The organism is Streptomyces sp. Edi4 (assembly GCF_040253615.1).
Lineage (GTDB): Bacteria > Actinomycetota > Actinomycetes > Streptomycetales > Streptomycetaceae > Streptomyces.
The window spans coordinates 6,822,560-6,843,316 of sequence record NZ_JBEJGY010000004.1; the positions used below are offsets into that span (position 1 = coordinate 6,822,560).

At 71.3% G+C, this 20,757-nt stretch carries 18 protein-coding genes and 2 pseudogenes; 11 read left to right on the forward strand and 9 right to left on the reverse strand.

Features of this window, described 5'->3' with window-relative positions; all coding sequences use genetic code 11:
• The first annotated feature begins 24 nt into the window (after window positions 1-24).
• The 5 genes from ABR738_RS32740 (at window position 25) to ABR738_RS32760 (ending at window position 4,168) form a co-directional block, all read left to right on the forward strand.
• On the forward strand, window positions 25-1,371 hold the full coding sequence (locus ABR738_RS32740) for an amino acid permease (protein ID WP_350233546.1): 1,347 nt from the start codon (window positions 25-27) through the stop codon (window positions 1,369-1,371).
• Between the two features lie 118 nt (window positions 1,372-1,489).
• Window positions 1,490-2,863: an LmeA family phospholipid-binding protein gene (locus tag ABR738_RS32745; RefSeq protein WP_350233547.1), complete on the forward strand. Its 1,374-nt coding sequence runs from the start codon at window positions 1,490-1,492 to the stop codon at window positions 2,861-2,863.
• 128 nt (window positions 2,864-2,991) lie between these two features.
• Window positions 2,992-3,186, forward strand: a complete 195-nt coding sequence (locus tag ABR738_RS32750; protein WP_350233548.1) for an antitoxin — start codon at window positions 2,992-2,994, stop codon at window positions 3,184-3,186.
• 421 nt (window positions 3,187-3,607) lie between these two features.
• Complete coding sequence (locus tag ABR738_RS32755; protein ID WP_350233549.1) at window positions 3,608-3,952, forward strand: hypothetical protein; 345 nt, start codon at window positions 3,608-3,610, stop codon at window positions 3,950-3,952.
• A gap of 60 nt (window positions 3,953-4,012) precedes the next feature.
• A complete protein-coding gene (locus ABR738_RS32760) occupies window positions 4,013-4,168 on the forward strand; it encodes a hypothetical protein (RefSeq protein WP_350233550.1) in 156 nt (51 codons plus the stop codon).
• A gap of 197 nt (window positions 4,169-4,365) precedes the next feature.
• On the opposite strand, the gene ABR738_RS32765 is transcribed toward ABR738_RS32760, so the two are convergent.
• Window positions 4,366-5,415, reverse strand: a complete 1,050-nt coding sequence (locus ABR738_RS32765) for a glycoside hydrolase family 6 protein (protein ID WP_350233551.1) — start codon at window positions 5,413-5,415, stop codon at window positions 4,366-4,368.
• A 416-nt stretch (window positions 5,416-5,831) separates the two neighbouring features.
• A complete protein-coding gene (locus ABR738_RS32770) occupies window positions 5,832-6,392 on the reverse strand; it encodes a GNAT family N-acetyltransferase (RefSeq protein ID WP_350233552.1) in 561 nt (186 codons plus the stop codon).
• Between the two features lie 358 nt (window positions 6,393-6,750).
• Between ABR738_RS32770 and ABR738_RS32775 the strand changes: the two genes are divergently transcribed.
• Window positions 6,751-7,128, forward strand: a complete 378-nt coding sequence (locus ABR738_RS32775; RefSeq protein WP_350233553.1) for a nuclear transport factor 2 family protein — start codon at window positions 6,751-6,753, stop codon at window positions 7,126-7,128.
• A 16-nt stretch (window positions 7,129-7,144) separates the two neighbouring features.
• On the opposite strand, the gene ABR738_RS32780 is transcribed toward ABR738_RS32775, so the two are convergent.
• The 3 genes from ABR738_RS32780 to ABR738_RS32790 form a co-directional block, all read right to left on the reverse strand.
• A complete protein-coding gene (locus tag ABR738_RS32780) occupies window positions 7,145-7,951 on the reverse strand; it encodes a helix-turn-helix domain-containing protein (RefSeq protein WP_350233554.1) in 807 nt (268 codons plus the stop codon).
• Between the two features lie 3 nt (window positions 7,952-7,954).
• Window positions 7,955-9,415: a glycosyltransferase family 87 protein gene (locus tag ABR738_RS32785; protein WP_350233555.1), complete on the reverse strand. Its 1,461-nt coding sequence runs from the start codon at window positions 9,413-9,415 to the stop codon at window positions 7,955-7,957.
• A gap of 110 nt (window positions 9,416-9,525) precedes the next feature.
• A complete protein-coding gene (locus ABR738_RS32790) occupies window positions 9,526-9,915 on the reverse strand; it encodes a VOC family protein (protein ID WP_350233556.1) in 390 nt (129 codons plus the stop codon).
• A gap of 214 nt (window positions 9,916-10,129) precedes the next feature.
• Here ABR738_RS32790 and ABR738_RS32795 point away from each other — a divergent pair, with 214 nt between their 5' ends.
• Both ABR738_RS32795 and ABR738_RS32800 read left to right on the forward strand, forming a co-directional pair.
• Window positions 10,130-11,272, forward strand: a complete 1,143-nt coding sequence (locus tag ABR738_RS32795; RefSeq protein WP_350233557.1) for a molybdopterin-dependent oxidoreductase — start codon at window positions 10,130-10,132, stop codon at window positions 11,270-11,272.
• Window positions 11,272-11,682 carry a hypothetical protein gene (locus tag ABR738_RS32800; RefSeq protein ID WP_350233558.1) on the forward strand — a complete coding sequence of 137 codons (411 nt, stop codon included), beginning with the start codon at window positions 11,272-11,274 and terminating at the stop codon, window positions 11,680-11,682. The genes ABR738_RS32795 and ABR738_RS32800 overlap by 1 nt, the downstream gene beginning before the upstream one ends.
• 138 nt (window positions 11,683-11,820) lie before the next feature.
• Here the strand turns inward: ABR738_RS32800 and ABR738_RS32805 are convergent, their stop codons facing one another.
• Entirely contained in the window at window positions 11,821-12,645 is an 825-nt protein-coding gene (locus ABR738_RS32805; RefSeq protein ID WP_350233559.1) for a TrmB family transcriptional regulator, read from the reverse strand.
• Between the two features lie 732 nt (window positions 12,646-13,377).
• Here ABR738_RS32805 and ABR738_RS32810 point away from each other — a divergent pair.
• Window positions 13,378-15,393, forward strand: coding sequence for a putative Ig domain-containing protein (locus ABR738_RS32810; RefSeq protein ID WP_502964179.1), 2,016 nt, complete (start codon window positions 13,378-13,380; stop codon window positions 15,391-15,393).
• Window positions 15,394-15,475: 82 nt separating this feature from the next.
• Here the strand turns inward: ABR738_RS32810 and ABR738_RS32815 are convergent, their stop codons facing one another.
• The 3 genes and pseudogenes from ABR738_RS32815 to ABR738_RS32825 form a co-directional block, all read right to left on the reverse strand.
• Window positions 15,476-16,138, reverse strand: a complete 663-nt coding sequence (locus tag ABR738_RS32815; protein ID WP_350233560.1) for a methyltransferase domain-containing protein — start codon at window positions 16,136-16,138, stop codon at window positions 15,476-15,478.
• 509 nt (window positions 16,139-16,647) lie between these two features.
• Window positions 16,648-17,235 (reverse strand): annotated as a pseudogene (locus ABR738_RS32820) (TIGR04282 family arsenosugar biosynthesis glycosyltransferase); the annotation flags it as partial.
• A 35-nt stretch (window positions 17,236-17,270) separates the two neighbouring features.
• The gene (locus ABR738_RS32825; protein WP_350233561.1) at window positions 17,271-17,999 is read right to left on the reverse strand and encodes a glycosyltransferase family 2 protein; all 729 of its coding nucleotides are present in this window, start codon (window positions 17,997-17,999) and stop codon (window positions 17,271-17,273) included.
• A gap of 145 nt (window positions 18,000-18,144) precedes the next feature.
• On the opposite strand from ABR738_RS32825, the pseudogene ABR738_RS32830 reads away from it, so the two are divergent.
• Together ABR738_RS32830 and ABR738_RS32835 are read left to right on the forward strand one after the other, a co-directional pair.
• A pseudogene (locus ABR738_RS32830) lies at window positions 18,145-18,861 on the forward strand (response regulator transcription factor); the annotation flags it as partial.
• Between the two features lie 745 nt (window positions 18,862-19,606).
• A complete protein-coding gene (locus ABR738_RS32835; protein ID WP_350233562.1) occupies window positions 19,607-20,719 on the forward strand; it encodes a sensor histidine kinase in 1,113 nt (370 codons plus the stop codon).
• Window positions 20,720-20,757: the final 38 nt, after the last annotated feature.

The window sequence follows — 20,757 nt, forward strand, 5'->3', positions numbered from 1 at the left end:
GTACGAGAGGCACGCCACCCCACCATGACCACGCAAGAAGCCCAGAGCAAGCATGCCCGGCAATTCGGTCTGCCGATCGCCATCGCGCTGGTCATGGGCAACATCATCGGCGGCGGGATCTTCCTGCTGCCCGCCTCCGTCGCCCCGTTCGGCACGATCAGCCTCGTCGCGTTCGTCGTCCTGACCGCCGGCGCGATCGCACTCGCCCTGGTCTTCGGCCGCCTCGCCGAACGCCACCCCCAGACCGGCGGCCCTTACGTCTACGCCCGTGAGGCGTTCGGCGACTTCGCGGGATTCCTGGCGGCCTGGTCCTACTGGATCACCACCTGGGTCTCCAACGCCGCCCTCGCGGTCGCCGCGGTCGGCTACCTCGACGTGCTCATACCCGTACACGGCTCCAAGGCGGCGACCATCACGGCGGCGCTGCTCCTCCAGTGGCTCCCGGCACTCGCCAATCTCGCGGGCACCCGGTACGTGGGCGCGGTCCAACTCATCGCCACCGTCTTGAAGTTCGCCCCGCTGCTCCTGGTCGCGGTGGGTGGCCTGTTCTTCTTCGACCCCGCCAACCTCGGCCCCTTCCAGAGTGACGGCCACTCCGGACTCGGCGCGATATCCGCCTCCGCCGCGATCCTGCTCTTCAGCTACCTCGGCGTCGAGTCCGCCGCCGTCAGCGCCGGCGAGGTCCGCGACCCGCGCCGCAACGTCGGACGCGCCACGATCCTCGGCACCATCGGCGCCGCCGTGATCTACCTGTTGGGAACGCTCTCCGTGTTCGGCACGGTGCCGCACGACAAGCTCGTCGGCTCCACCGCCCCCTTCACGGACGCCGTGAACTCCATGTTCGGCGGCTCCTGGGGCGGCACGGCCGTCGCCCTCGCCGCCCTGGTCTCGATGGTCGGCGCGCTCAACGGCTGGACCCTGCTGAGCGCCCAGACCCCGTACGCCGCCGCCAAGGACGGTCTCTTCCCGAAAATGTTCGCCGTCAAGCGGCGTGGTGTGCCGACCGCGGGCGTCCTGGTCACCGCCGTCCTCGCCTCGCTGCTCACGGTCTACAACTACACCGCGGGCTCCAAGGGCGTCTTCGAGATCCTGGTCCTGGTCACCACCTTCACGGCCACCGTCCCCTACCTCCTTTCGACCGCGGCGCAGATCTACTTCCTCGCCTCCGGCCAGTCCGAACGCGTGCACCGCTCCCGCCTGATCCGCGACGCGGTCCTGGCCGTACTCGCCTTCGGCTTCTCCATGTGGCTCGTGGCGGGCTCCGGCTACGAAGCGGTCTACCAGGGCGTGTTGTTCCTGTTCGCCGGCGTTCTCCTGTACGCGTGGATGGCGGCCCGCAAGCAGCGAACCCAGGAGGCGCCCGCCGCCTGACGTGTTGTTCGCCACGCCGGCGCACCGCGCGGCCCGTGAGAGCGTGTTCAGAGCCCCCCAAGGCCGCGCCGGCAGAGTCGGTTGCGTACGAGTGGATCATGTGTGGTGGGATGAGGTGATGCGAACCCCCACGCGCATGCAGCCCCCTTACCGCAACCCCTATGACGAACTCGCGGCGCTCGCCGACCCCGAGCCGGAGCCCCACCCCGAGCCCCACCCCGAGCACGAGCCGCACCCTGAGCCGGAGCGACACCCCGCCGACAAGACCTGGTACGCGCCGGATCCCGCCCCCCAGGAGATACCGGCGGCGATACCGCGGCCTGCGGAGACAGTGCTGGACACGTCGCCGAGAGCGCTCTCACGAGGCCTCCCGGACATCGACCCGGACGACGACTTCTGGTCCCTGCCGCCCGAGCTCCGGCAGGCCAGAAGGGGCCGGCGCGCCCGACGGGGCCGACGACGTCCCCGAAGCGCGTTCGCCGCGCTGCCCCGCGCCGCCAAACTGCTGTCCGCCCTGGTCGTGCTCGCGGGATTCCTGATCCTGGCGGACCGATGCGCCGCTATGTACGCGGAGAAGAAGGCACAACAGGCCCTCCAGAAGGAACTTCACCTGGAAGCCGCGCCCCAGGTGGACATCCACGGCTTCCCCTTCCTCACACAGGTGCTGGACAAGCGCCTGGAGCGCGTGGACGTCACGGTGCCGCACGTGCCGGCCGACCGGATATCGCTCGCCAAAGTGCGGGCCGGCGCACGCGACATCGACCTGACGGGCGATCTGCCCAAGGACATACGTGGCGCCGTCATCGGCAGTCTGGACGGCGAGATCACGCTTTCTTTCGACGACATGAACCGCGAACTCGCCGCCTCTCAGATCAAGTTCAGCCGCCGGGACGCGAACTCCATCGGTGCGGACGGGCAGCTGACCATCGCGGGCCAGCAGTTGCGCGTACGGGCCGACGCGCAACTCAGGCTCGACGGCGATCGCGGCCTGTCCACCGACATCGACGGCATGAGCCTCGACCTGCCGAGCATCGCCACTTACCGGCCGGGCCGCGACCGGGGCCTGACCCTGCACCGGGAGAGCGCCGAACTCATCGCCCGGGATACCGCGCGCGTGAAGGAGCTCCTGTCGGTGCCCGCGGTAGTGCGGCGTCTCGGAGTACCGCAGCCGGCCGTAGACGCCGCCCTGCGCGACGAGGCGAAGCTGCACGAGCTGGTGGGTACGCCGATGTTCTTGGAGCAGATGATGCGCGTCAACCTCGTGGACGTGGTGGTGGACCACCCCTGGCTGCTTTCGAAGATCGGCATCGACCCGAAACTGATCACCGGGCTCCTCCAGATGCGGCCGCCGGAACTCTCCGACCGCCTGACCTTCTCTTTCACGCTGCCCAAGGAGGCGCGGGATCTGCACCTGCGTGGCGTACGCGTCGACAGGGGTGGCGTCGTAGCGACCGTCTCGGGCAGCCGGCTGGCAGTCGGCAAGGACAACTGACCCGCCGCCGGCCCCGCTGTCCCGTTGACCCGCTGAACCGGCGCATTCGGCCCGGTGCGCCCCTGCGGGTGCGCATCACGGCGAATGCGCGGATGCTGGAATGTGCCAGCATCCGCAAGGAGGCAGTTATGTCGATGCTCGACAAGCTCAAGGGCCTGCTCAAGGGTCACGAGGACACCGCGCGCCAGGGAGTCGAGAAGGGCGGCGACGCCTTCGACGCGAAGACCGGGAACAAGTACGAGAGCCAGGTCGACGTGGCCCAGAAGAGGCTCAACGAGCAGCTGGGCTCGGACAAGCCGCAGGACGGCCCGCCGCAGGGCTGACGGGCCCGGCGGCCCCGCTGAGAGCGCTCTCCGCCTCTCGGGGTGCTGTCCCGGCCACGTGCTGTCCCGGCCACGTGCTGTCCGGTCACGTGTTGTCCCGGCTACGTGTTGTTCGGCCTCCTCCACGCGAGATACCGCAATGGGGGAGGCCTGACGGGCGCGGTGGGAGCGTCGGAGTGGGCCCTGCCGCCCGCATGCCGGTGCCCCGCGCGCCGACACACATACGGCGTATGGGGCGACGGCGTGCGGGCGCTGAGGCGGCGGCGGACGAGCGGGACCGTGTGGCGCCACCGGCATCGCGTCCTACCCCCGGCTCAGGCTCACGGCCGATGCGTCAAGAGCGGCAACGGAAATCACCCAGTAGGGGGGATCTCGGCGGAATACGCGCACTTCGGCGGCGTAGCTGGGCAGAGCTGTCCCCGTGCCGTCCGCCTCCCTCGCCGCCCTGCGCCGTGTCCTCGCGGTGCTGTTGGTGCTCGGCGCGCTGTTCGGGGGTGCGCCCGGGGCCGAGGCGGCCGAGGGGCGGACGGTGGCTGCGTCCACGGTGTTGGTGACACCCGACCCGTCGAACGAGAGCGCTCCCGACGCGGCCGAAGCGGTGCTGCCCCCGCAGTCGATCCGGGCCGTGCGGCAGATCCGCCCCTTCCGCGACCCGGCCGTCCAGGAAACGTCTCCTCGAACTCCGCTTCCCGCCTCGTACGACTACGCCCGTCCGTCCGCTACGGCTACGGCTACGGGCGTCCGCTGTGTGGTGCTGCGCTGCTGACCGTTCCTCACGGAACCAGGTCGGACAGTCAACTCCCTCACACAGCAAGGTGGTTCAGCCATGCCCATCGACCCCTTCACGGCGCTCAACGCCCTGATTCGAGCCGAGGCCGTCCGTATCCGGCCCGACGGGACCGGCGCTCCCGAGGAGGAGCCGGCCGAGCGCGAGGAGGAACACCGGCCCGAGCGGCACCAGGACGGAAGGCAGGCTCACTAGAGACCGGGTGGCGGTCGGGCCGGCGGGTGGCGGTCGGGCCGGCGGGTGGCGGTCGGGCCGGCGGGGCCAACCGGGCCGACCGGGCCGACCGGGCCGACCGGGCCGACCGACCGGGCGGGACGGGAACGTCGCCGGCCAGGGTTCAGCACCGTCTTTCAGCACCGCCGACCATGACCGCTACCACCACAACGGCCGTCTCACGTGTCCGATGCGCGCGCTCCCCGGGCCAGTTCCAGGGCGTACTCCGGCCACCAGCGCCCCGCCCGAGGGCCGCCCCGGCAAGTTCCGTCCGACTCGCCGGGGCGCTTGATCCAGAGGTAGGCGTCGATGAGCGGGTCGCCGGTGCTCGCCGTGGGCGGAGTGCCCAGTGCACGGCCGGGCGGGTTGCACCAGGAATCGGCGCCGGTGTACGGGCCGTTGCCATTGCGGCTCGTGTCGACGACGAAGTGCTTGTCGCCGAGGGCGGCGGAGAGACGGTGCCCGTACTCGGCGCTGGACGCGTTCGTCTGAAACGCGGACACATTGAGGGAGAACCCGTCCGCCTCCTCCACGCCCGCCTGCCGCAGCGGTCCCACCAACTGCTTCTCGTCCTTGATCCAGCCGGAGTGCCCGGCGTCCAAGTACACCTTCGTGGCCGTTCCGCGCTTCAACTGTCCGACGGCGTAGGCGAGGAGCGACAACCGCTCGGCCGAAGGCGCTGCGTCGCATCCACTCACCAAGTGGGCGATGGCATCCGGCTCCACGATCACGACGGCGGGCCGCTCGCCGATGCCGCGCGCGAAGGCGTCGACCCACAGCCGGTACGCGTCCGCGTCCTTCGCGCCGCCCTGCGACAGGCCCCCGCAGTCACGGTGCGGAATGTTGTACGCGACGAGAACGGGGACCCGGCCGGCCGCTGCCGCGGCGCTCGTGAGATCGCGTACCGACTCCTCGACCCCGTCCGCCCGGGGCCAGTCCGCCTGGGGCCGCAGCGAGATCCGCTCCACCAGCGCGGCGTCCGCCGACCGCCCTGCCCGGTGCCACTCGGTGACCTGGGTGGCAGCGGGCCCCACCGGGTTCACCCAGAAAGGCCCGGGGTACGTCCCGCCGGGCGCGGACGCGGGCGCGGGCGCGGGCGCGGCAAGGGGCGGGGGCGGGTCAGCGGGCTGGGGAGTTGGCGTGGACTGCGGAAGCGCGCACGCGAGAGAGAGCGTAACGGCGAGTGCCGTGAGCCCGTAACGGATGGGAGAGCGTGATCTGCCGGGCATGGGACTCCAAGATCGCCGAACCGAACCCGCCCCTCGCCCAGATCTTGGCATCTCCTGTCGGCCCGGCGCCCGAAGCCGCAGCCGTACGGGGTAATACGCGGCCCGAGCGATGCCAGCGATCGGTGGCCGGTGACGGCGGGCCGGGAGGCCGGCCGCTGCACTCGGGGCTTCGCGCTCGCACCGGCGTTCCCGACCCATCGGGCGCGGCCCGTGGCCGGTGAATCCGCCTGCCTCGGCGGCAGGAGCGCGAACCTCTCACCGTGAGAGCGCTTCCGAGGCGCGCAATCGCCGACCCGCCAGCCCGGCCAGTTCATCGTGAGAGCGCTCCCGACCTCACCGCCCCCAGGCACGCCACGCCCCCCCCGGAGCCCTGAGAGCGCTCCCGGCGCCCCCAGCGCCCCCGTGCCGGGTGGCTCTCAGTGGCCCACGTGGCGTACGTGGAGGTGGCCGTCCCTCGGGTAGGGAGGCGTGGCGGGGAGGATGCGGTCGAAGTGGTAGCCGGCCTTTTCCGCGACGCGGCAGGAGGCCGGGTTGTCCTCCTGGTGGATCAGTTCGAGCCGGTGCAGCCCCTCGGTGGCGTAGCAGTCGAAGGCCCACGCCGAGAGCGCTTCCACGGCGCGCGGGGCAACTCCGCGTCCACGGGCGTACGGCATCGTCCAGTAACCGATTTCGCCGACCTCCCGGCTGGGGTGCTCCGGCCACTTGAGCACGATGTTGCCCAGCAACTGCCCTCCCTCATCGCCGGGTTGGTCTTCGCAGATCGCAAAGGCGAGCCGCGTTCCGGTCCGTCTGCCCTGGCGTTGGAACTCAAGCCAGCGCTCCGCGTCCTCCGGGGTCTTGATGGGGTGGGCCGTCCACCGGGCTATGGCAACGTCGCCGTACGCCTCGATCACTCGCTCGGCGTCCTCGTGGCGCCAGGGCCGCAACACGAGCGCGCCCGCCGTCGAAGCCGCCTCCACCCGCAGGGTCCCCGTCATCCACGTCCTCCTCGAAACCGCCGCCATTCACGGTATTCCCTTGGCTGGTCACTCACTTGGCCCAACAGTACGCAGGGGTGCGAGGGGAGCTGTTCATCGAGGCGGCCCGGTCCTCCCCATTACCTCCCTGGTAATCGACCCCCTGCCCCCGCCCCGGCACAGTTGAGGACATCGGGACCCGGGCGGCGCACTCCGGCCGGGTCCCGGGCCCGGAGCAGGCGGAACGCGTCGACCGACGCACTCCGGCCGGACACGACGCAAGCCACACATGCCCGCGCGCACCCCGCGACGCAAGCGACACCGACACACCGACACACCGACACACCCCACCCCCACCCACGCCCAGGAGGCTGATCCCATGTCCGAGAACCGCTACGAGACCGCCGTCGCCCGCTACTTCGCGGCCTGGAACGCCCCTTCGGCCGAGGACGTCGCCAAGGCGGTGGCCGACGCGTGGACCGAGGACGGGTCCTACACCGACCCCCTCGTCGACGTCCGGGGCCACGACGCGGTGGCCGCCGTGATCGCCGGGGCACACGAGCAGTTCCCCGGGTTCGAGTTCCGGCCGAGCGGGCCGGTGGACGGGAATCATCACATCGCCCGCTTCGGATGGGAACTCGTGTCGGTCGCCGACGGCTCTGCTCCGGTCGCCGGGTTCGATGTGATCACCCTGGCCGAGGACGGCCGCATCGAGTCCGTCGCGGGGTTCCTCGACCGCGTACCGCCCACGGCATGAGCGATCGAAGGTGCCTCTACGGCGTGAAGGACTGAAGGTACGTCGCCGTCTCCGGGTCGGCCGGCAGAAATGTCTCGATGGCCAGCTCGGAGACGGTGACGTCCATCGGCGTGTTGAACGTGGCGATGGTCGAGATGAAGGAAAGCACCGTGCCCGCGTGTTCGATGCGCAGTGGCAGTGCGAAGGGAAACACCTGCTGGTGTCCCGCGTCGGCCGGGGTCTCGCCGCTCTCCGGTACGGGGTGGGCGGCGACCTCCTCGTACAGGGCCCGCAGGGAATCGTTGCGCAGCAGGGCGATCTGACGCTCCATCTGTTCCAGGAGGTGTCCGCGCCACTGCGCCAGGTTGCGGATGCGGGGGGCGAGGCCTTCGGGGTGCAGGGTCAGCCGCATCGCGTTCACCGGCGGGGCGAGCAGGTGCCCGGCCACGCCTTCGAGAAGCATCTCGATGCCGCGGTTCGCGGCGAGCACCGTGTACGTCGCGTCCACCACCAGCGCGGGGTAGGGCTCGTACGCCCCCAGCAGGCGCTGCATTCCTTCGCGCAGGGAACTCATGGCGGGGTCGTCCAGCGGGGTCTGCGCGTAGTGCGGGGCGTAACCGGCCGCCAGGAGAAGGGCGTTGCGTTCGCGGACCGGCACGTCCAGGTGTTCCGCGAGACGCAGCACCATCTCCTCGCTCGGGCGGGACCTGCCGGTCTCGATGAAGCTGATGTGGCGGGCCGAGGAGTCGGCGCGCAGCGCGAGTTCCAGCTGGCTGAGCCGGCGCTGTTCGCGCCAGCCGCGCAGCAGGGGCCCCACTCCCGTTGCCAGGGCGGTAGTTGTCATACGTCAGACGTTAACTCGCGCCTGCGGCAAGGCCTCTTGGCTGCCCGCTTTCTGTCGCCGCGGGCGCCACCGGTGGCGTACCGCCCAGCCGGCCAGGACCGCGCACGCGGCGACGGTGTACGCCGTCTTCGCCATGGGGAAGTCGCCCGTCGCCTTGGCCACCACATAGACACAGGTGCCCGCGCCGGCGACGGCCAGCCACTCCCACCTCCCGTCCAGTGCCACGAGCCCGATCAGGAGCAGGGCGTACCAGGAGTACCCGGGCGTCAGGAGCAGAAAGGCCCAGCCAAGCAGCAACAGGGCGCCCGACCAAGGGCGTTCGGGGCGGCCGCGCCGCAGGACGTAGGCCGTCACCGCCAACAGTCCCACGAGGGCGGCCGGCAGGGCCCAGTCGTCGGGCAGCACCATCCGCAGCAGCGCGAACCGTCCCTGCCCTGAGGGGTCGTCGTATCCCTCCTCCTCGGTGTAGCCGCCGAGGTAACCGAACACGGAGGAGTGGGAAGCGAGCACGTACGGGAGGTAGGAGAGCGCGATCAGAGCGGCCGTCGACGTGAGTACGGTGACCGGCCGCCGTCGCAGGACCGCCGGCAGCACCGCGGCGGGCAGCATCTTGACCGCGACGCCCGCGCCGATCAGCGCACCGGCCGTCGCCGCACGCAGCCGGCTCATCGCGGGGCCCACGCCTCCTGTCAGCGCACCGAGCCCGGCGAGGGTCAGCAGGACGGCGAGGACGTCGATGTGGGCGTTGTTGACCGCCTCCACGGGCACGGCCGGACACCACGCCCACAGCGCGGCGCGCGACACCTGGCCCGGCGCGCCGTCCGGGCCGCGCCGCCGCAGAACGCGCAACAGCACCAGGGTGGTGCCCACCGCGAACAGGGCGCCCCCGATCTGAAGGGGCTTGAGGCGGGCGCCGCCGGGGGAGATCTCGTCCACGAGCAGGTAGTACGCCTCGGCGACAGGCGGGTAAATGGTGTGTACGGAGGGCCTGTTGAGGCGAGTGCAGCCGCCGTCGACCCGGGCTCGCTCCGGTTTGCGGCACTGCGCCGGGTCCGTCGGGAAGAGCCAGGGATCACGCAGGCGGGCCACCTCCCGGTCGGCCGGCGCGTAGTCGTAGGGGGAGATCCCGGCCGCCTGCACCCGCCCGTCCCAGGCGTACCGGAAGGCGTCGGTACTGGTACGTGGGGGAGCGAGCAGCCCGGTGGCGGCGACGGCGATCCCGCCCACGACGATCAGCGCGGCGCGGTGGCGGGCCGGCACCTTGAAGACCGACCACGCCGCGAGGGCGCAAAGGAGCCAGGCCGCCGCGTACCACCACGACAGGCCGGCCGGGTCGGCGCGGAAGCCGTCCTTGCGGACGGTCACGCCGAGCACGAAGGTGAGCGCGACCAGCAGAACGGTGGTGCATGCGGTGCGTACGGTGCATACGCTGCGTAGGATTCGTACGGTACGTCGATGGGTCACCCCGCGAGCCTGGCAGCTCCGGGCCCCGATCAGGCGTAGGCCGCCCCCGCCGTCCGAGAACCGTAAGGTTCATTCGGAGGAACCGGGAGCGGCCCGCGTCCGGAACGCTGTTACCGCCAGCCGCCGTAAGGCACCGTCAGAAGTTCCAGCCAGTGCCCCGAGGGATCGGGGAAATACACGCCGCGGCCGCCGTCATTGTGATTGATCTCGTTCGGGCGCTTGCGGTGCGGATCGGCGAAGAATGGAAGCCCCAATTCTTCGATCTGCTGGAACGCCGCGTCGAACTCCTCCTCGGACACGAGAAACGCGTAGTGCTGTGGCGCGATCTCGGTACCTGCGGGCACGGTCGCGAAGTCGAGAGTGACTCCGTTGCTGGTCACGACGGGGACGAACGGTCCCCATTCCTTACCGGCCTCGAGTCCGAGCATGCGGGCCAGGAATTCCGCTGAGGCGCGGTTGTCATGGGATGCGACAATGGTGTGATTCAACTGTACTGCCATGGTGGAATGCCTCCATCGGGCATATCGCAGACACCTCCATGCCTCACCCGACCGGTGACCGGCACGCGATGTCGCCCGAAGATCCTAACCGCGTTCCGGCGCCCCTGTCACGGCAATATTCACGCCATCGCGTTCTGCCTCGAACGGGCGGCGTTCGTGAACCGTAAGGTGTCGCAGAGCTCGTGAAGGGGGCCGCTCGGGGTGGGATGGAGGCATGAAGCCACGACTTCCCGCGGTGCGCCCGCCCGTCTTCAGGGGCAGCCTTCACGACGCGCGTACGGCGACCGCCATCGGCCGCTGGCTGGGTGTCGCGATGACGGTCTGCTTCGGCACCGGACTGATCAGCCACTACCTCCAGCACCAGCCCGGCTGGCTCCTGGACGTGCTGCCCAGCAGGCCCGTCTGGGGGTACCGCCTCACTCAGGGCCTGCACGTGGCAGCCGGCATCGCCGCGATCCCGCTGCTGCTCGCCAAGTTGTGGACGGTCTACCCGAGGCTGTTCGCCTGGCCGCCGCTGCGTTCCGTACGCCATGCCCTGGAACGCCTCTCGGTGGCCTTCCTCGTCGCGGGCGCGGTCTTCGAACTGTTCACCGGTCTCCTCAATACCGTGCAGTGGTACCTCTGGCCGTTCTCGTTCGTGCCGGTGCACTTCGCCGTGGCCTGGCTGCTCGCCGGCGCCCTCATGCTGCACATCGCCGTCAAGTACCCCCAGATCAAGTCGCATTGGGGCGCCAGGTCGCCAGGGACGCTGATGCTTGCGCCCGCCGACGGGCCCGACCGGCGCTCCCTGCTGAAGGGAGTCGCGGCCGCCGCGGGCGCCGTCACCCTGACCACCGTCGGACAGGCCTTCACCCCGCTGAAGTTCTTCGACGTCCTCGCGCCACGCCACCCCGACTACGGGGCCGAGCAACTGCCGGTCAACCGGAGCGCGCGGGCGGCCGGTACCACCCAAGTCGACATCGGTGCCTACCGGTTGACCGTCGTGGGCCCGCGCCCCTACACCCTGACCTACGACGAGCTGTCCGCGCTCACCCAGCACGAGTCCGTCCTGCCCATCGCCTGTGTCGAGGGCTGGAGCAAGTCCGCCCACTGGACGGGCGTGCGCATGACCGACCTGCTGCGCCGGGCGGGCGCGCCGCCGGACGCCCGGGTGCGGGTGGTGTCGCTGGAGCAGTACGGCGCCTACCGCGTGATGGAAATGGGCCGCGACTACGCCCACGACCCACTGACCCTGCTCGCCCTGAAACTCAACGGGCAGACCCTGACCGCCGACCACGGCTATCCCGCGCGCGTCATCGCCCCCAACCGCCCGGGCGTGCTGCAAACCAAATGGGTCAGCCGTCTGGAGGTGCTGTGATGCGGGTCGTGGTGGGAGCGGCCGGGCTCGCGCTGATGGCCGTCGGCGGGCTGCTCGTATGGGATCAGGCCACCCACTGGGACGTACTGTTCTGGCTGGCGGGGGCCGCCGTGCTGCACGACGCGATCATCGCTCCGCTGGTCCTCGCGGCGGGACTGCTGACCGGCGGCGTGAAGAGCCGAGGTCTGCTGCGCGGCACCCTGCTGACCGCCGGCTGCCTCACTCTGATCGCGCTTCCCGTACTGCTGCGTCCCCTGCCCGCCGCCAACCCCTCGGTGGTGCCCCTGGATTACGTACGAGGTCTGCTGGTCTCCCTGGGGGTGCTGATCGCGCTCTCACTCCTGCTGGGCGCGCTGCGGTGGGCCCGGGAGAGGCGGGGGAGGCGCGCCGGGGCGACGGGTGGTGGGTGACGGGGCGCCAAGCGTCGCGGGACCGGGGCCGGGGCCGGGTGACGGCGTCGGGTGGCGAGGCCGGGTGGCGGGGTGGGCGCCGGGTGGCGGGTGGCCGGAAAGTGCCCCTGCTGAGGCGCGGGGGGCCTGATCGTCCTCCTACCCTTTGTCCCGTACGGCCGGCGCCATTGGTTCCGCCACCTCCCACACGCTGTGGAACGCCAGCCGCAGACAGGTCGCGAGCGCCGGGTGTTCGATGTACAGGGCGGTGGTGGAGCCGGTACCCGCGACCGGGTCCGGCATGTCGCACAGCACCAACGACGCGTCCGCGATGACCAGTTTGAGGGGGAGGTGCTGGGTGAAGCGGGCTTCTTCGCCGGCCTCGGCGAAGCGCCGCACGTTCTCCAGCACCTCCTCGTCGGCCAGCGCGTCACGCGTGTACACCGCCCGTACCGTCCCCTTGGCGCGTCGAAGACGCCGTGTCGCCTTGATTCCGGAGGTGTTGGCGGCCGGGGCCACGAACGGCGGCATACAGAACGTGAGGAGTTCGGAGTCCGCCTGCTCCTGGATGTCCGCGAAGCGCTCCGCGATCTGACGCTGGTCGCGCAGGACCTCGATGTAGTCGAGCGGATCGGTGTGGGCCCGGCCGTCCGCCCACAGGGGCAACAGCAGTGACGTCAGACCCGTGGACACCTTCTCCAGGCGTTCCAGGGACTCTCTTTGACGGTTCATCAGGCGCGTGAGGGCGAGTTCGGGCGCGATCGCGGTGAACGTGGCGACGCGTCCCCGATGGGCGACGGCGAGCTGGGAGCGGACCAGACCGTCGAGAACGTCGTAGATGCGCTGGCGCGGTACCTCCGCCTCCCGCGCCACCTGGGCCGCGGTGTAGGAGTCGCGCCTGACCAGAGCGAGGTAGACCCGTGCCTCGTAACGGGAAAGGCCCAGTTCGACGAGGTCGCTGACCGACCCCTCATCAGGCTCCATGCGCATCCCCGTCCGACGGTGTGGGTGTTCTCCCGGCTCGATGCCCGCCACCGTATACATCTATCCCCGCTGTGAGCAGCCCCTTGATCCATGGGGAATCCGCAGGCCGGGCCGCGCGGTGATCCATCCCCTTTCGAGGGCAAGGCTTTGCCTGGGGCTTGCCTAAGGCTGTTGTCGCCCCAGGCGGGCGTCGCTACCTTCATCCGTGCCACCACGTGAGCGGGTGGCAGTTTTCTCGAGGCGCAACTGTCATGCTCTGATCAGGTAATGCCGCTTCCACCGGTCATGCGCGATGACACGTACCGCCGGCCGCACAGCGCACACGGCACAGCACCCGTATCAGCACACGCACAGGCACCCGTACAAGTACATGTACGTGCACATGTGCACGTACGCGTGCACGCACACGCACACGCACACACATCTGTACCGAGCTCAACATCCGCACCAGCGAGGGCACCAGCATGTGCCCCCGCACCGCCGCGCACGCGGACTCGGACCACCTCGCGCCTCACCCAAGCGCATCGCACCAGCACAGCACCAGCACAGCACCAGCGCCGCACCGGCCGGCACCAGCCGCACCACCCAGCCGCACCGCAGGACGCGCCGTCGGTCACCGCTCACGGCACCGCCGACCGCCCGGCACCCGTACCACCGAACGCGCCGGATCCGCCCCGCCGCACCTGTAGACCCAGCTCCTCCGCTCGCCCCGATCCGGCGAACCGACCCCCCATGGAGGGCAGTTCCTTGTACTCGAAGAGACCCTTCGGCCTCCCCGCGCTCAGCGGGCGTGTGGCCACCGCCGTGCTCGGCGCGGCGGCCCTGGTCACCGGCGGACTCATCGCCGCGGCCCCGACCGTCGCCGCCGCCACCCAGAGCTCCGGCGGCCAGGCCGCCCACACCCAACGGCTGTGCGCCCAGCCCGCCAAGGCCGGCATGATGTCCTGCCTCGCGCTCGCCCGCACCGACGTACAGCACCACTTCGGGATATCCCCGAACGCCCTGCCCTCCGGCTACGGCCCCTCCGACCTGCAGAGCGCCTACGCCCTGCCGTCGAACGCGGGCGCCGGTACGACCGTGGCGATCGTCGACGCGCAGGACGACCCCAGCGCGGAGTCGGACCTGGCGACCTACCGTTCCCAGTACGGTCTGCCCGCCTGCACCACCGCCAACGGCTGCTTCCAGAAAGCGGACCAGAACGGCGGCACCAACTACCCGACCGCAGACTCGGGTTGGGCCGGTGAGATCTCCCTCGACGTCGACATGGTCAGCGCCGTCTGCCCGCAGTGTCACATCCTGCTCGTCGAGGCAAACTCCGCCAACATGGACGACCTCGGCACCGCGGTGAACCGCGCGGTCGCCATGGGCGCCAAGTACGTCTCCAACAGCTACGGCGGCAGCGAGGACTCCACCGACCCGAGCTCCGACTCCTCCTACTTCAACCACCCCGGCGTCGCCATCACCGTCTCATCCGGCGACAGTGGCTACGGCGTCGAATACCCCGCGGCCTCCCAGTACGTGACCTCCGTCGGTGGCACCTCGCTCAGCCGCGCCAGCAACTCGCGTGGCTGGTCGGAGTCGGTCTGGGGCACGAGCTCCGGCGGCCAGGGCGCGGGCTCGGGCTGCTCCGCATACGACCCGAAGCCGTCCTGGCAGAAGGACACCGGCTGCGCCAAGCGCACCGTCGCCGATGTCTCGGCGGTCGCCGACCCCGCCACCGGCCTTGCTGTGTACGACAGTTACCAGGCCAGCGGCTGGAACGTGTACGGCGGCACCAGCGCCTCCTCACCCATCATCGCCGGCGTGTACGCACTCGCCGGCACCCCCGCGGCCAACACCACCCCGGCGTCCTACCCCTACGCCCACACGTCCGCGCTCAACGACGTGACCTCCGGCGCCAACGGCAGTTGCAGCCCCTCCTACCTGTGCACGGCGGGCTCCGGCTACGACGGCCCGACCGGGCTCGGCACCCCGAACGGCACCGCGGCCTTCACCGGCGGCACCAGCACCGGCAACACCGTCACGGTGACCAACCCGGGCAACCAGTCCACCCAGGTCAACACCGCGGCCTCGCTCCAGATCCACGCCACCGACTCCGGCAGTGGCCAGACGCTCACCTACAGCGCCACCGGTCTCCCGGCGGGCCTGTCCATCAACGCCTCGACCGGTCTCATCTCCGGCACACCGACCACCGCGGGCACCTACAACGTGACGGTCAGCGCCAAGGACTCCACCAACGCCACCGGTTCCACGTCCTTCACCTGGACCGTGACCACCGGGGGTGGCGGCGGCTGCACCGCGGCCCAGCTGCTCGGCAACCCCGGCTTCGAGACCGGCAGCGCCGCGCCCTGGTCAGCGACCGCGGGTGTCGTCGACAACTCCGCCGGTGAGCCCGCGCACTCCGGCTCCTGGAAGGCCTGGCTCAACGGCTACGGCACCACCCACACCGACACCCTCTCCCAGGCGGTGACCATCCCGGCCGGCTGCCACGCCACCCTCAGCTACTACCTGCACATCGACACCAAGGAGACGACCACCACCACCGCCTTCGACAAGCTGACGGTGACGGCCGGTTCGACCACCCTGGCCAGCTACTCCAACCTCAACAAGAACACCGGGTTCGTTCAGAAGTCCTTCGACCTCTCCTCGTTCGCGGGGCAGACGGTGACCCTCAAGTTCAACGGTGTGGAGGACAGCAGCCTCGCCACGTCGTTCGTCATCGACGACACCGCGGTCAACGTGAGCTGACCTGAACTGCGCCGGGCGGGACAGGAGTTGACGCCCCCTGTCCCGCCCTTCCGCGCGTCCGTTCCACTCGGTTCCGCAGGCCTCAGTCCTGTCGCAGTGCCACGAAGGCGCGGCCCGCCGAGGTCCAGCGGCCCGCCAGGCGCCAGCCGAGGGGGCGGGCACAGGACAGGAGCGCGTTGGTGCCGAGCCGGGCCCAGGGGAAGTCACCGCCGACCGCGCCGCGCGCGTCGGTGACCGTGACCCGGATGCGCTCGTCGATCTCGTACGGGGCCGTCTCGGCCAGCAACAGGCCGCCGGGGGCGAGTAGTTGGGAAACGCGCGCGAGCAGGGCCGTCGGGTCGCCGCCGATGCCCACATTCCCGTCGACGAGCAGCGCGGTGTCCCAGCGCCCCTCACCGGGCAGGTGGTCGAAGACCGAGCGGCACAGTGCGCTGCCACCCCAGTCCCGGGTCCGGCGGACCGCCTCGGCGCTCACATCGACCCCGAGCGCGGCGACCCCGTCGGCGGCGAGCGCGGCCACCAGCCGGCCCGGCCCGCACCCGATGTCGAGGACGGCGCCCCGGCAGCGACGCAGCACCGTACGGTCCGCCATGTCCGGCTCCGCGCACCAGCGTTCGACTTCGAGCGGCAACAGCCATCCGTCAGGCCGGCGCAGGAACAGCGGACCGCGCCCGGAGCGCAGCGCGTCCGTATAGGGATCGGCGTGCCAGGCCGCCGGGATGGTTGCTGAGAGCGCTCTCACCATGCGCGGTCCCTGGCCGTCACGGTCACGGCCGACGCTGGGGCCCCAGGGGGCGGGGTTGTGGGGGGTGCGGGGGAGGTGGGGGGTTTGGGAGGCGTTGGGGGCGAGGGCTCGGTCGGCCTGTGCCTGGTGGGCACTGGCTTGGTGGCGGGGGAGCCAACGATCCTGGACGCGGTGGCGGTGGCGGTGGCGGTGGCGGTGGCGGTCGCGAGCGCGGTCGCCAGGGACGCGGGTGTGGCGGCCGAGGGCAGCGCGTTCGCCACACCGGTCATGCTTGCCACGCCAGTCATGCCAGCCACATCCGTCACGCCAGCCGCGCCAGACACGTTGTTGACGCCGGCCGCGCTGGCCACACTCGTGACACCCGTCATGTTCGCCACACCCGTCACGCTGGCCGCCGCCACGCCAGTCACGCCCATCACGCTGGCCATATTCGTCACGTGCGCCGCGATCACCGGCGTCGGCGTCGGCGTCGGCGTCGGCGTTCGCATCCGCTCCTGCGTTCGCGTCCGCAGGGCCCGGGCGAAGCGACCGTGCGGAGCCTCCGCGGCGACGAGCTGGGCGTCGCGCGCGGTGTCCACATCGCGCAGGCGGGCCAGCTCACGTACGACGAGCCCCGCGTCGAGCAGCCGTTGGCGTTGGACGCGCCCCGTCTCGGCCACCGACATCGGCACCCCGAGCAGCAAGGCGGGGTCGGGATCGGTCAGGCCGAGCGCCCAGAACCCGCCGTCTTCGGCCGGTCCGAACCACGCCTCATCCGGCCGGGGCCCCTCCAGCGCGGGCGCGAGCAGCGCGGGGCCGACCTGCGGGGTGTCCATGCCGATCAGCAGCGTGGGACCTGAGCACGCGGCGAACGCAGCCGCGATCCGCTCGTCGAGGCCCCCCGCGCACTGAGGCATCACTTCGATGCCGGGCGGCAGCCACGGCCCCGGCTCGCCGTCGAGGACGAGCACCCTCCTGCGTACGGGAGCGGCGAGCACCGCGTCGAGGGTGTCGGCGAGTGACGCCTCGGCGATCCGGGCCGCTTCCTGGGGGGTGTACGGGGGAGTGAGCCGCGTTTTGACCCGGCCGGGAACGGGCGCCTTGGCGAGGACGAGCAGCGTGGTGCCCGAGGTCTGAGAGCGCTCTGAACGCGTCACCGGACCACCGCCGTCGCACGCGCCGCCACCGGCGGCTCGGCCAGCACCTGGCGCATGTCGTGCACCGCGTGCCAGGTGCCCCGCCAGGTGCCGGTGACCTTGGACTTGCCGGTGCGCGGCCGGTAGGCCACATCGTGTTCGGCCACCCGCCAGCCCGCGTCCGCCGCGCGCACCACCATTTGGAGCGGGTAGCCGCTGCGCCGGTCGGTGAGAGCGAGTCCGAGCAGGGCTTCGCGGCGCGCGGCGCGCAGCGGTCCGAGATCGCGCAGGCGCAGCCCGGTGCGTTGGCGCAGCATCCGTGCCAGTGCCAGGTTCCCCGCGCGCGCGTGCAATGGCCAGGCGCCCAGCCCCTGCGGCCTGCGCCGGCCGAGCACCAGGTCCGCCGCGCCGGACGCCACCTCCCCTACGTAGCGGACGAGCTCGGCTGGATCCAGGGAGGCGTCACAGTCGCAGAAGCAGACGAATTCGGCCTCGGAGGCGAGCAGCCCGGCGTGACAGGCGGCGCCGAAGCCGCGCCGGGGCTCATGCACCACCGTCGCGCCGAGAGCGCGTGCGACGTCGGGTGAACCGTCCGACGAGCCGTTGTCGACCACGACGGCCCGCCAGCCGTCCGGGATCCGGCCCAGCACCCAGGGCAGCGCCTCGGCTTCGTCGAGACAGGGCAGTACGACGTCCACGGTCACCGCACAGGGCGCGGCGGGGGATGCGGAAGTGGTTTCAGTCACGTGCTCACCGTACGAATTCAAACCGGGTAAAACGGACTTCGGGTTCTTACGAAACGCGGACATCCCCCACCCGGGGCCCACCTGGCGCAGACGGACGCCCCCGAGCGGTGCCACGCTGGGTGCCATGCACAGCATCGAGAGCCGCATCTTGGTCGTGGACGACGATCCGACCGTCGCCGAGGTCGTCACCGGCTATCTGGAACGGGCGGGCCACACCGTCGACCTCGCGATGGACGGCCCCGCCGCCCTGGGCGCGGCCGCCCGTTGCCGTCCCGACCTGGTCGTACTCGACCTGATGCTGCCCGGCATGGACGGCCTGGAAGTGTGCCGGCGGCTGCGCGCCGACGCCGCCGTTCCCGTCCCCGTGATCATGCTGACCGCGCGTGGCGACGAGGACGACCGCATCCTCGGCCTGGAGATAGGCGCCGACGACTACGTGACCAAGCCCTTCAGCCCGCGCGAACTGGTGCTCCGCGTCGAATCGGTGCTCCGCAGAGCCCACACCGCCTCCGCCCGTCCGGGGCCGCGTATGTCCCGCTCCGGCATCACCCTCGACCCCGCCGCCCGGACCGCATCCAAAGCCGGCACCGAACTCCCCCTAACCTTGCGGGAGTTCGACCTCCTCGCCTACCTTCTCGCCCGCCCCGGCGAGGCGATCTCGCGCGAGCGGCTGATGCATGAGGTGTGGGGCTGGGAGTTCGGTGACCTGTCCACGGTCACCGTCCATGTGCGCCGCCTGCGCGGAAAGATCGAGTCCGACCCGGCGAAGCCCGCCCTGATCCGCACGGTGTGGGGCGTCGGCTATCGCTTCGAGGCCGAACCGGACGCCCCCCTCCCCGAAACCCGGCCGCAGGCGCCCTCCGCCGTCGCGGACCCGCCCGCCGTCAACGACGCGCTCGCCACCTCCGCCCAGGCTGAGAGGCAGGTCGCTGCCGCGAAGGTGGTCGAAGCGGAGTCGGCTGCCGCGAAGGTGATCGACGTGCAGGTGGTCGACGTGCAGGCCGCCGTCGTACGGGGGACGGCCGGGCGGCCGAGTGCCGTGCGAGAGGTTGGCTCGCAGTGCACAGGCGCGCTCCAGTCCGTCGGTCTCCCCGTGCGGCACGCCGGCCCGCAGGCGACCGGTCCGCAGGCGTCCGGTCCGCAGGAGACTGGTCCCCAGTCGGCGGGTACGCAGGCGTCCGGCCCGCAAACGTCCGGCCCGCAAACGTCCGGCCCGGAAGCGTCCGGCCCGGAAGCGTCCGGCCCGCAAACGTCTGGCCCGCGGCGGGCGGGCCCGTGGTCGGGGGGCCGGCAGCGGGCGGAGGCGGACGTACCGCAGACCGGGCGGTGGCAGGACGAGGCCGGGGGCGAGGGCGGTTCTGGGGTGCCCGGCCCCGGCCCGCGTGAGAGCGCTCTCGAGAGGGACAGCGCTGAGGTCGGCATCCGCTCGGTCGGCCCCGGCAGGGAAGCTGGCGCAGAGGCGGCTGGGCCCGCGGGCCGGGGTTGTGCCGCCAGTCTGCCCGGTGCCACAGGGCTTGCCAGTGCCACCGCTCTCGGCAAAGGCGCCGCCAGCGACCCGAAGGCGGCTGTCATCGCGCTGGAGAGCGCTCTCAAGGAAGGCGCAGACCGTGGGTGACGTGCTGCTCATCGCCCTGTACGCGTTCCTCGGCGCGGCAGCCGCAGGCCTCGGCGGGGCGTTGGCGCTGCGTCTGCTGCGACACCGTTCGCTCACCGCGTCTGTGACCGTCGTAGCTGCCGTCGCCGTCCTCGCGATGCTGGCAGGCACGCTCGCCGTCGCCTGGGCGATGCTCTTGAACACCCACGACCTGACGGTGGTGACCGTGGTCGTCGCCATGGCGGCCGTCGCCTCCCTTGCGACCGCTCTCCTGCTCGGCCGCAGGGTCGTCGCGAGCAGCCGCCGCCTCGCCCTGGCCACCCGCTCCTTCGGTGACGGCGGCAGCTTCGACGCGCCCGTGGGTCCGACGACATCCGAACTGGCTGCGCTCAGCCGGGAGTTGGCGGCCACCAGCGCCAAGTTGACCGAGTCGCGCGAGCGGGAGCGGGCGTTGGAAACCTCGCGGCGCGAACTGGTCGCCTGGATCTCCCACGATCTGCGCACGCCGCTCGCAGGACTGCGCGCGATGGCCGAGGCGCTGGAAGACGGGATGGCCAAGGACCCGGACCGCTACTTCCGGCAGATCAGAACCGAGGTCGAACGCCTCAACAGCATGGTCGGCGACCTCTTCGAACTCTCCCGGATCCACGCGGGAGCGCTCTCTTTGCACCCCGCCCGCATGTCCGTCCACGACCTGATCGGTGACGCGCTGGCCGGCGTGGATCCGCTGGCCCGCGAACACGGCGTCCGCCTGGTCGGAGCGCGCGTCGACGCGGTACCGGTCGAGGTCGACGGCAAGGAGATGACCCGCGTACTCGCCAACCTCCTGGTCAACGCCATCCGGCACACCCCGGCGGACGGCACCGTCGCGGTCGGCGCGGAGGACCGGGACGGCGTGGTCACGCTCTCGGTCACCGACGGCTGCGGCGGCATTCCCGACGACGACCTGCATCGCGTCTTCGACACCGGCTGGCGCGGTACCGAGGCGCGCACCCCACCGGGCGGCGCGGGCCTCGGCCTCGCGATCGTGCGCGGCATAGTCGAAGCCCACTCGGGGCGTGCCGAAGTCCGCAACGTGGCGGGCGGCTGCCGTTTCGAACTGACGCTGCCGACGGCGACGGCCTGACCCGAGCCCGCACGGACACCCGCACGGCACGTCCCCGA

Bases quoted from the DNA above. Each gene is read 5' to 3' on its own strand.
- ABR738_RS32740 (WP_350233546.1), top strand. From the start codon at position 25: ATGACCACGCAAGAAGCCCAGAGCAAGCATGCCCGGCAATTCGGTCTG.
- ABR738_RS32745 (WP_350233547.1), top strand. From the start codon at position 1,490: ATGCGAACCCCCACGCGCATGCAGCCCCCTTACCGCAACCCCTATGAC.
- ABR738_RS32750 (WP_350233548.1), top strand. From the start codon at position 2,992: ATGTCGATGCTCGACAAGCTCAAGGGCCTGCTCAAGGGTCACGAGGAC.
- ABR738_RS32760 (WP_350233550.1), top strand. From the start codon at position 4,013: ATGCCCATCGACCCCTTCACGGCGCTCAACGCCCTGATTCGAGCCGAG.
- ABR738_RS32765 (WP_350233551.1), bottom strand. From the start codon at position 5,415: ATGCCCGGCAGATCACGCTCTCCCATCCGTTACGGGCTCACGGCACTC.
- ABR738_RS32770 (WP_350233552.1), bottom strand. From the start codon at position 6,392: ATGACGGGGACCCTGCGGGTGGAGGCGGCTTCGACGGCGGGCGCGCTC.
- ABR738_RS32775 (WP_350233553.1), top strand. From the start codon at position 6,751: ATGTCCGAGAACCGCTACGAGACCGCCGTCGCCCGCTACTTCGCGGCC.
- ABR738_RS32780 (WP_350233554.1), bottom strand. From the start codon at position 7,951: ATGACAACTACCGCCCTGGCAACGGGAGTGGGGCCCCTGCTGCGCGGC.
- ABR738_RS32790 (WP_350233556.1), bottom strand. From the start codon at position 9,915: ATGGCAGTACAGTTGAATCACACCATTGTCGCATCCCATGACAACCGC.
- ABR738_RS32795 (WP_350233557.1), top strand. From the start codon at position 10,130: ATGAAGCCACGACTTCCCGCGGTGCGCCCGCCCGTCTTCAGGGGCAGC.
- ABR738_RS32800 (WP_350233558.1), top strand. From the start codon at position 11,272: ATGCGGGTCGTGGTGGGAGCGGCCGGGCTCGCGCTGATGGCCGTCGGC.
- ABR738_RS32805 (WP_350233559.1), bottom strand. From the start codon at position 12,645: ATGGAGCCTGATGAGGGGTCGGTCAGCGACCTCGTCGAACTGGGCCTT.
- ABR738_RS32810 (WP_502964179.1), top strand. From the start codon at position 13,378: ATGGAGGGCAGTTCCTTGTACTCGAAGAGACCCTTCGGCCTCCCCGCG.
- ABR738_RS32815 (WP_350233560.1), bottom strand. From the start codon at position 16,138: ATGGTGAGAGCGCTCTCAGCAACCATCCCGGCGGCCTGGCACGCCGAT.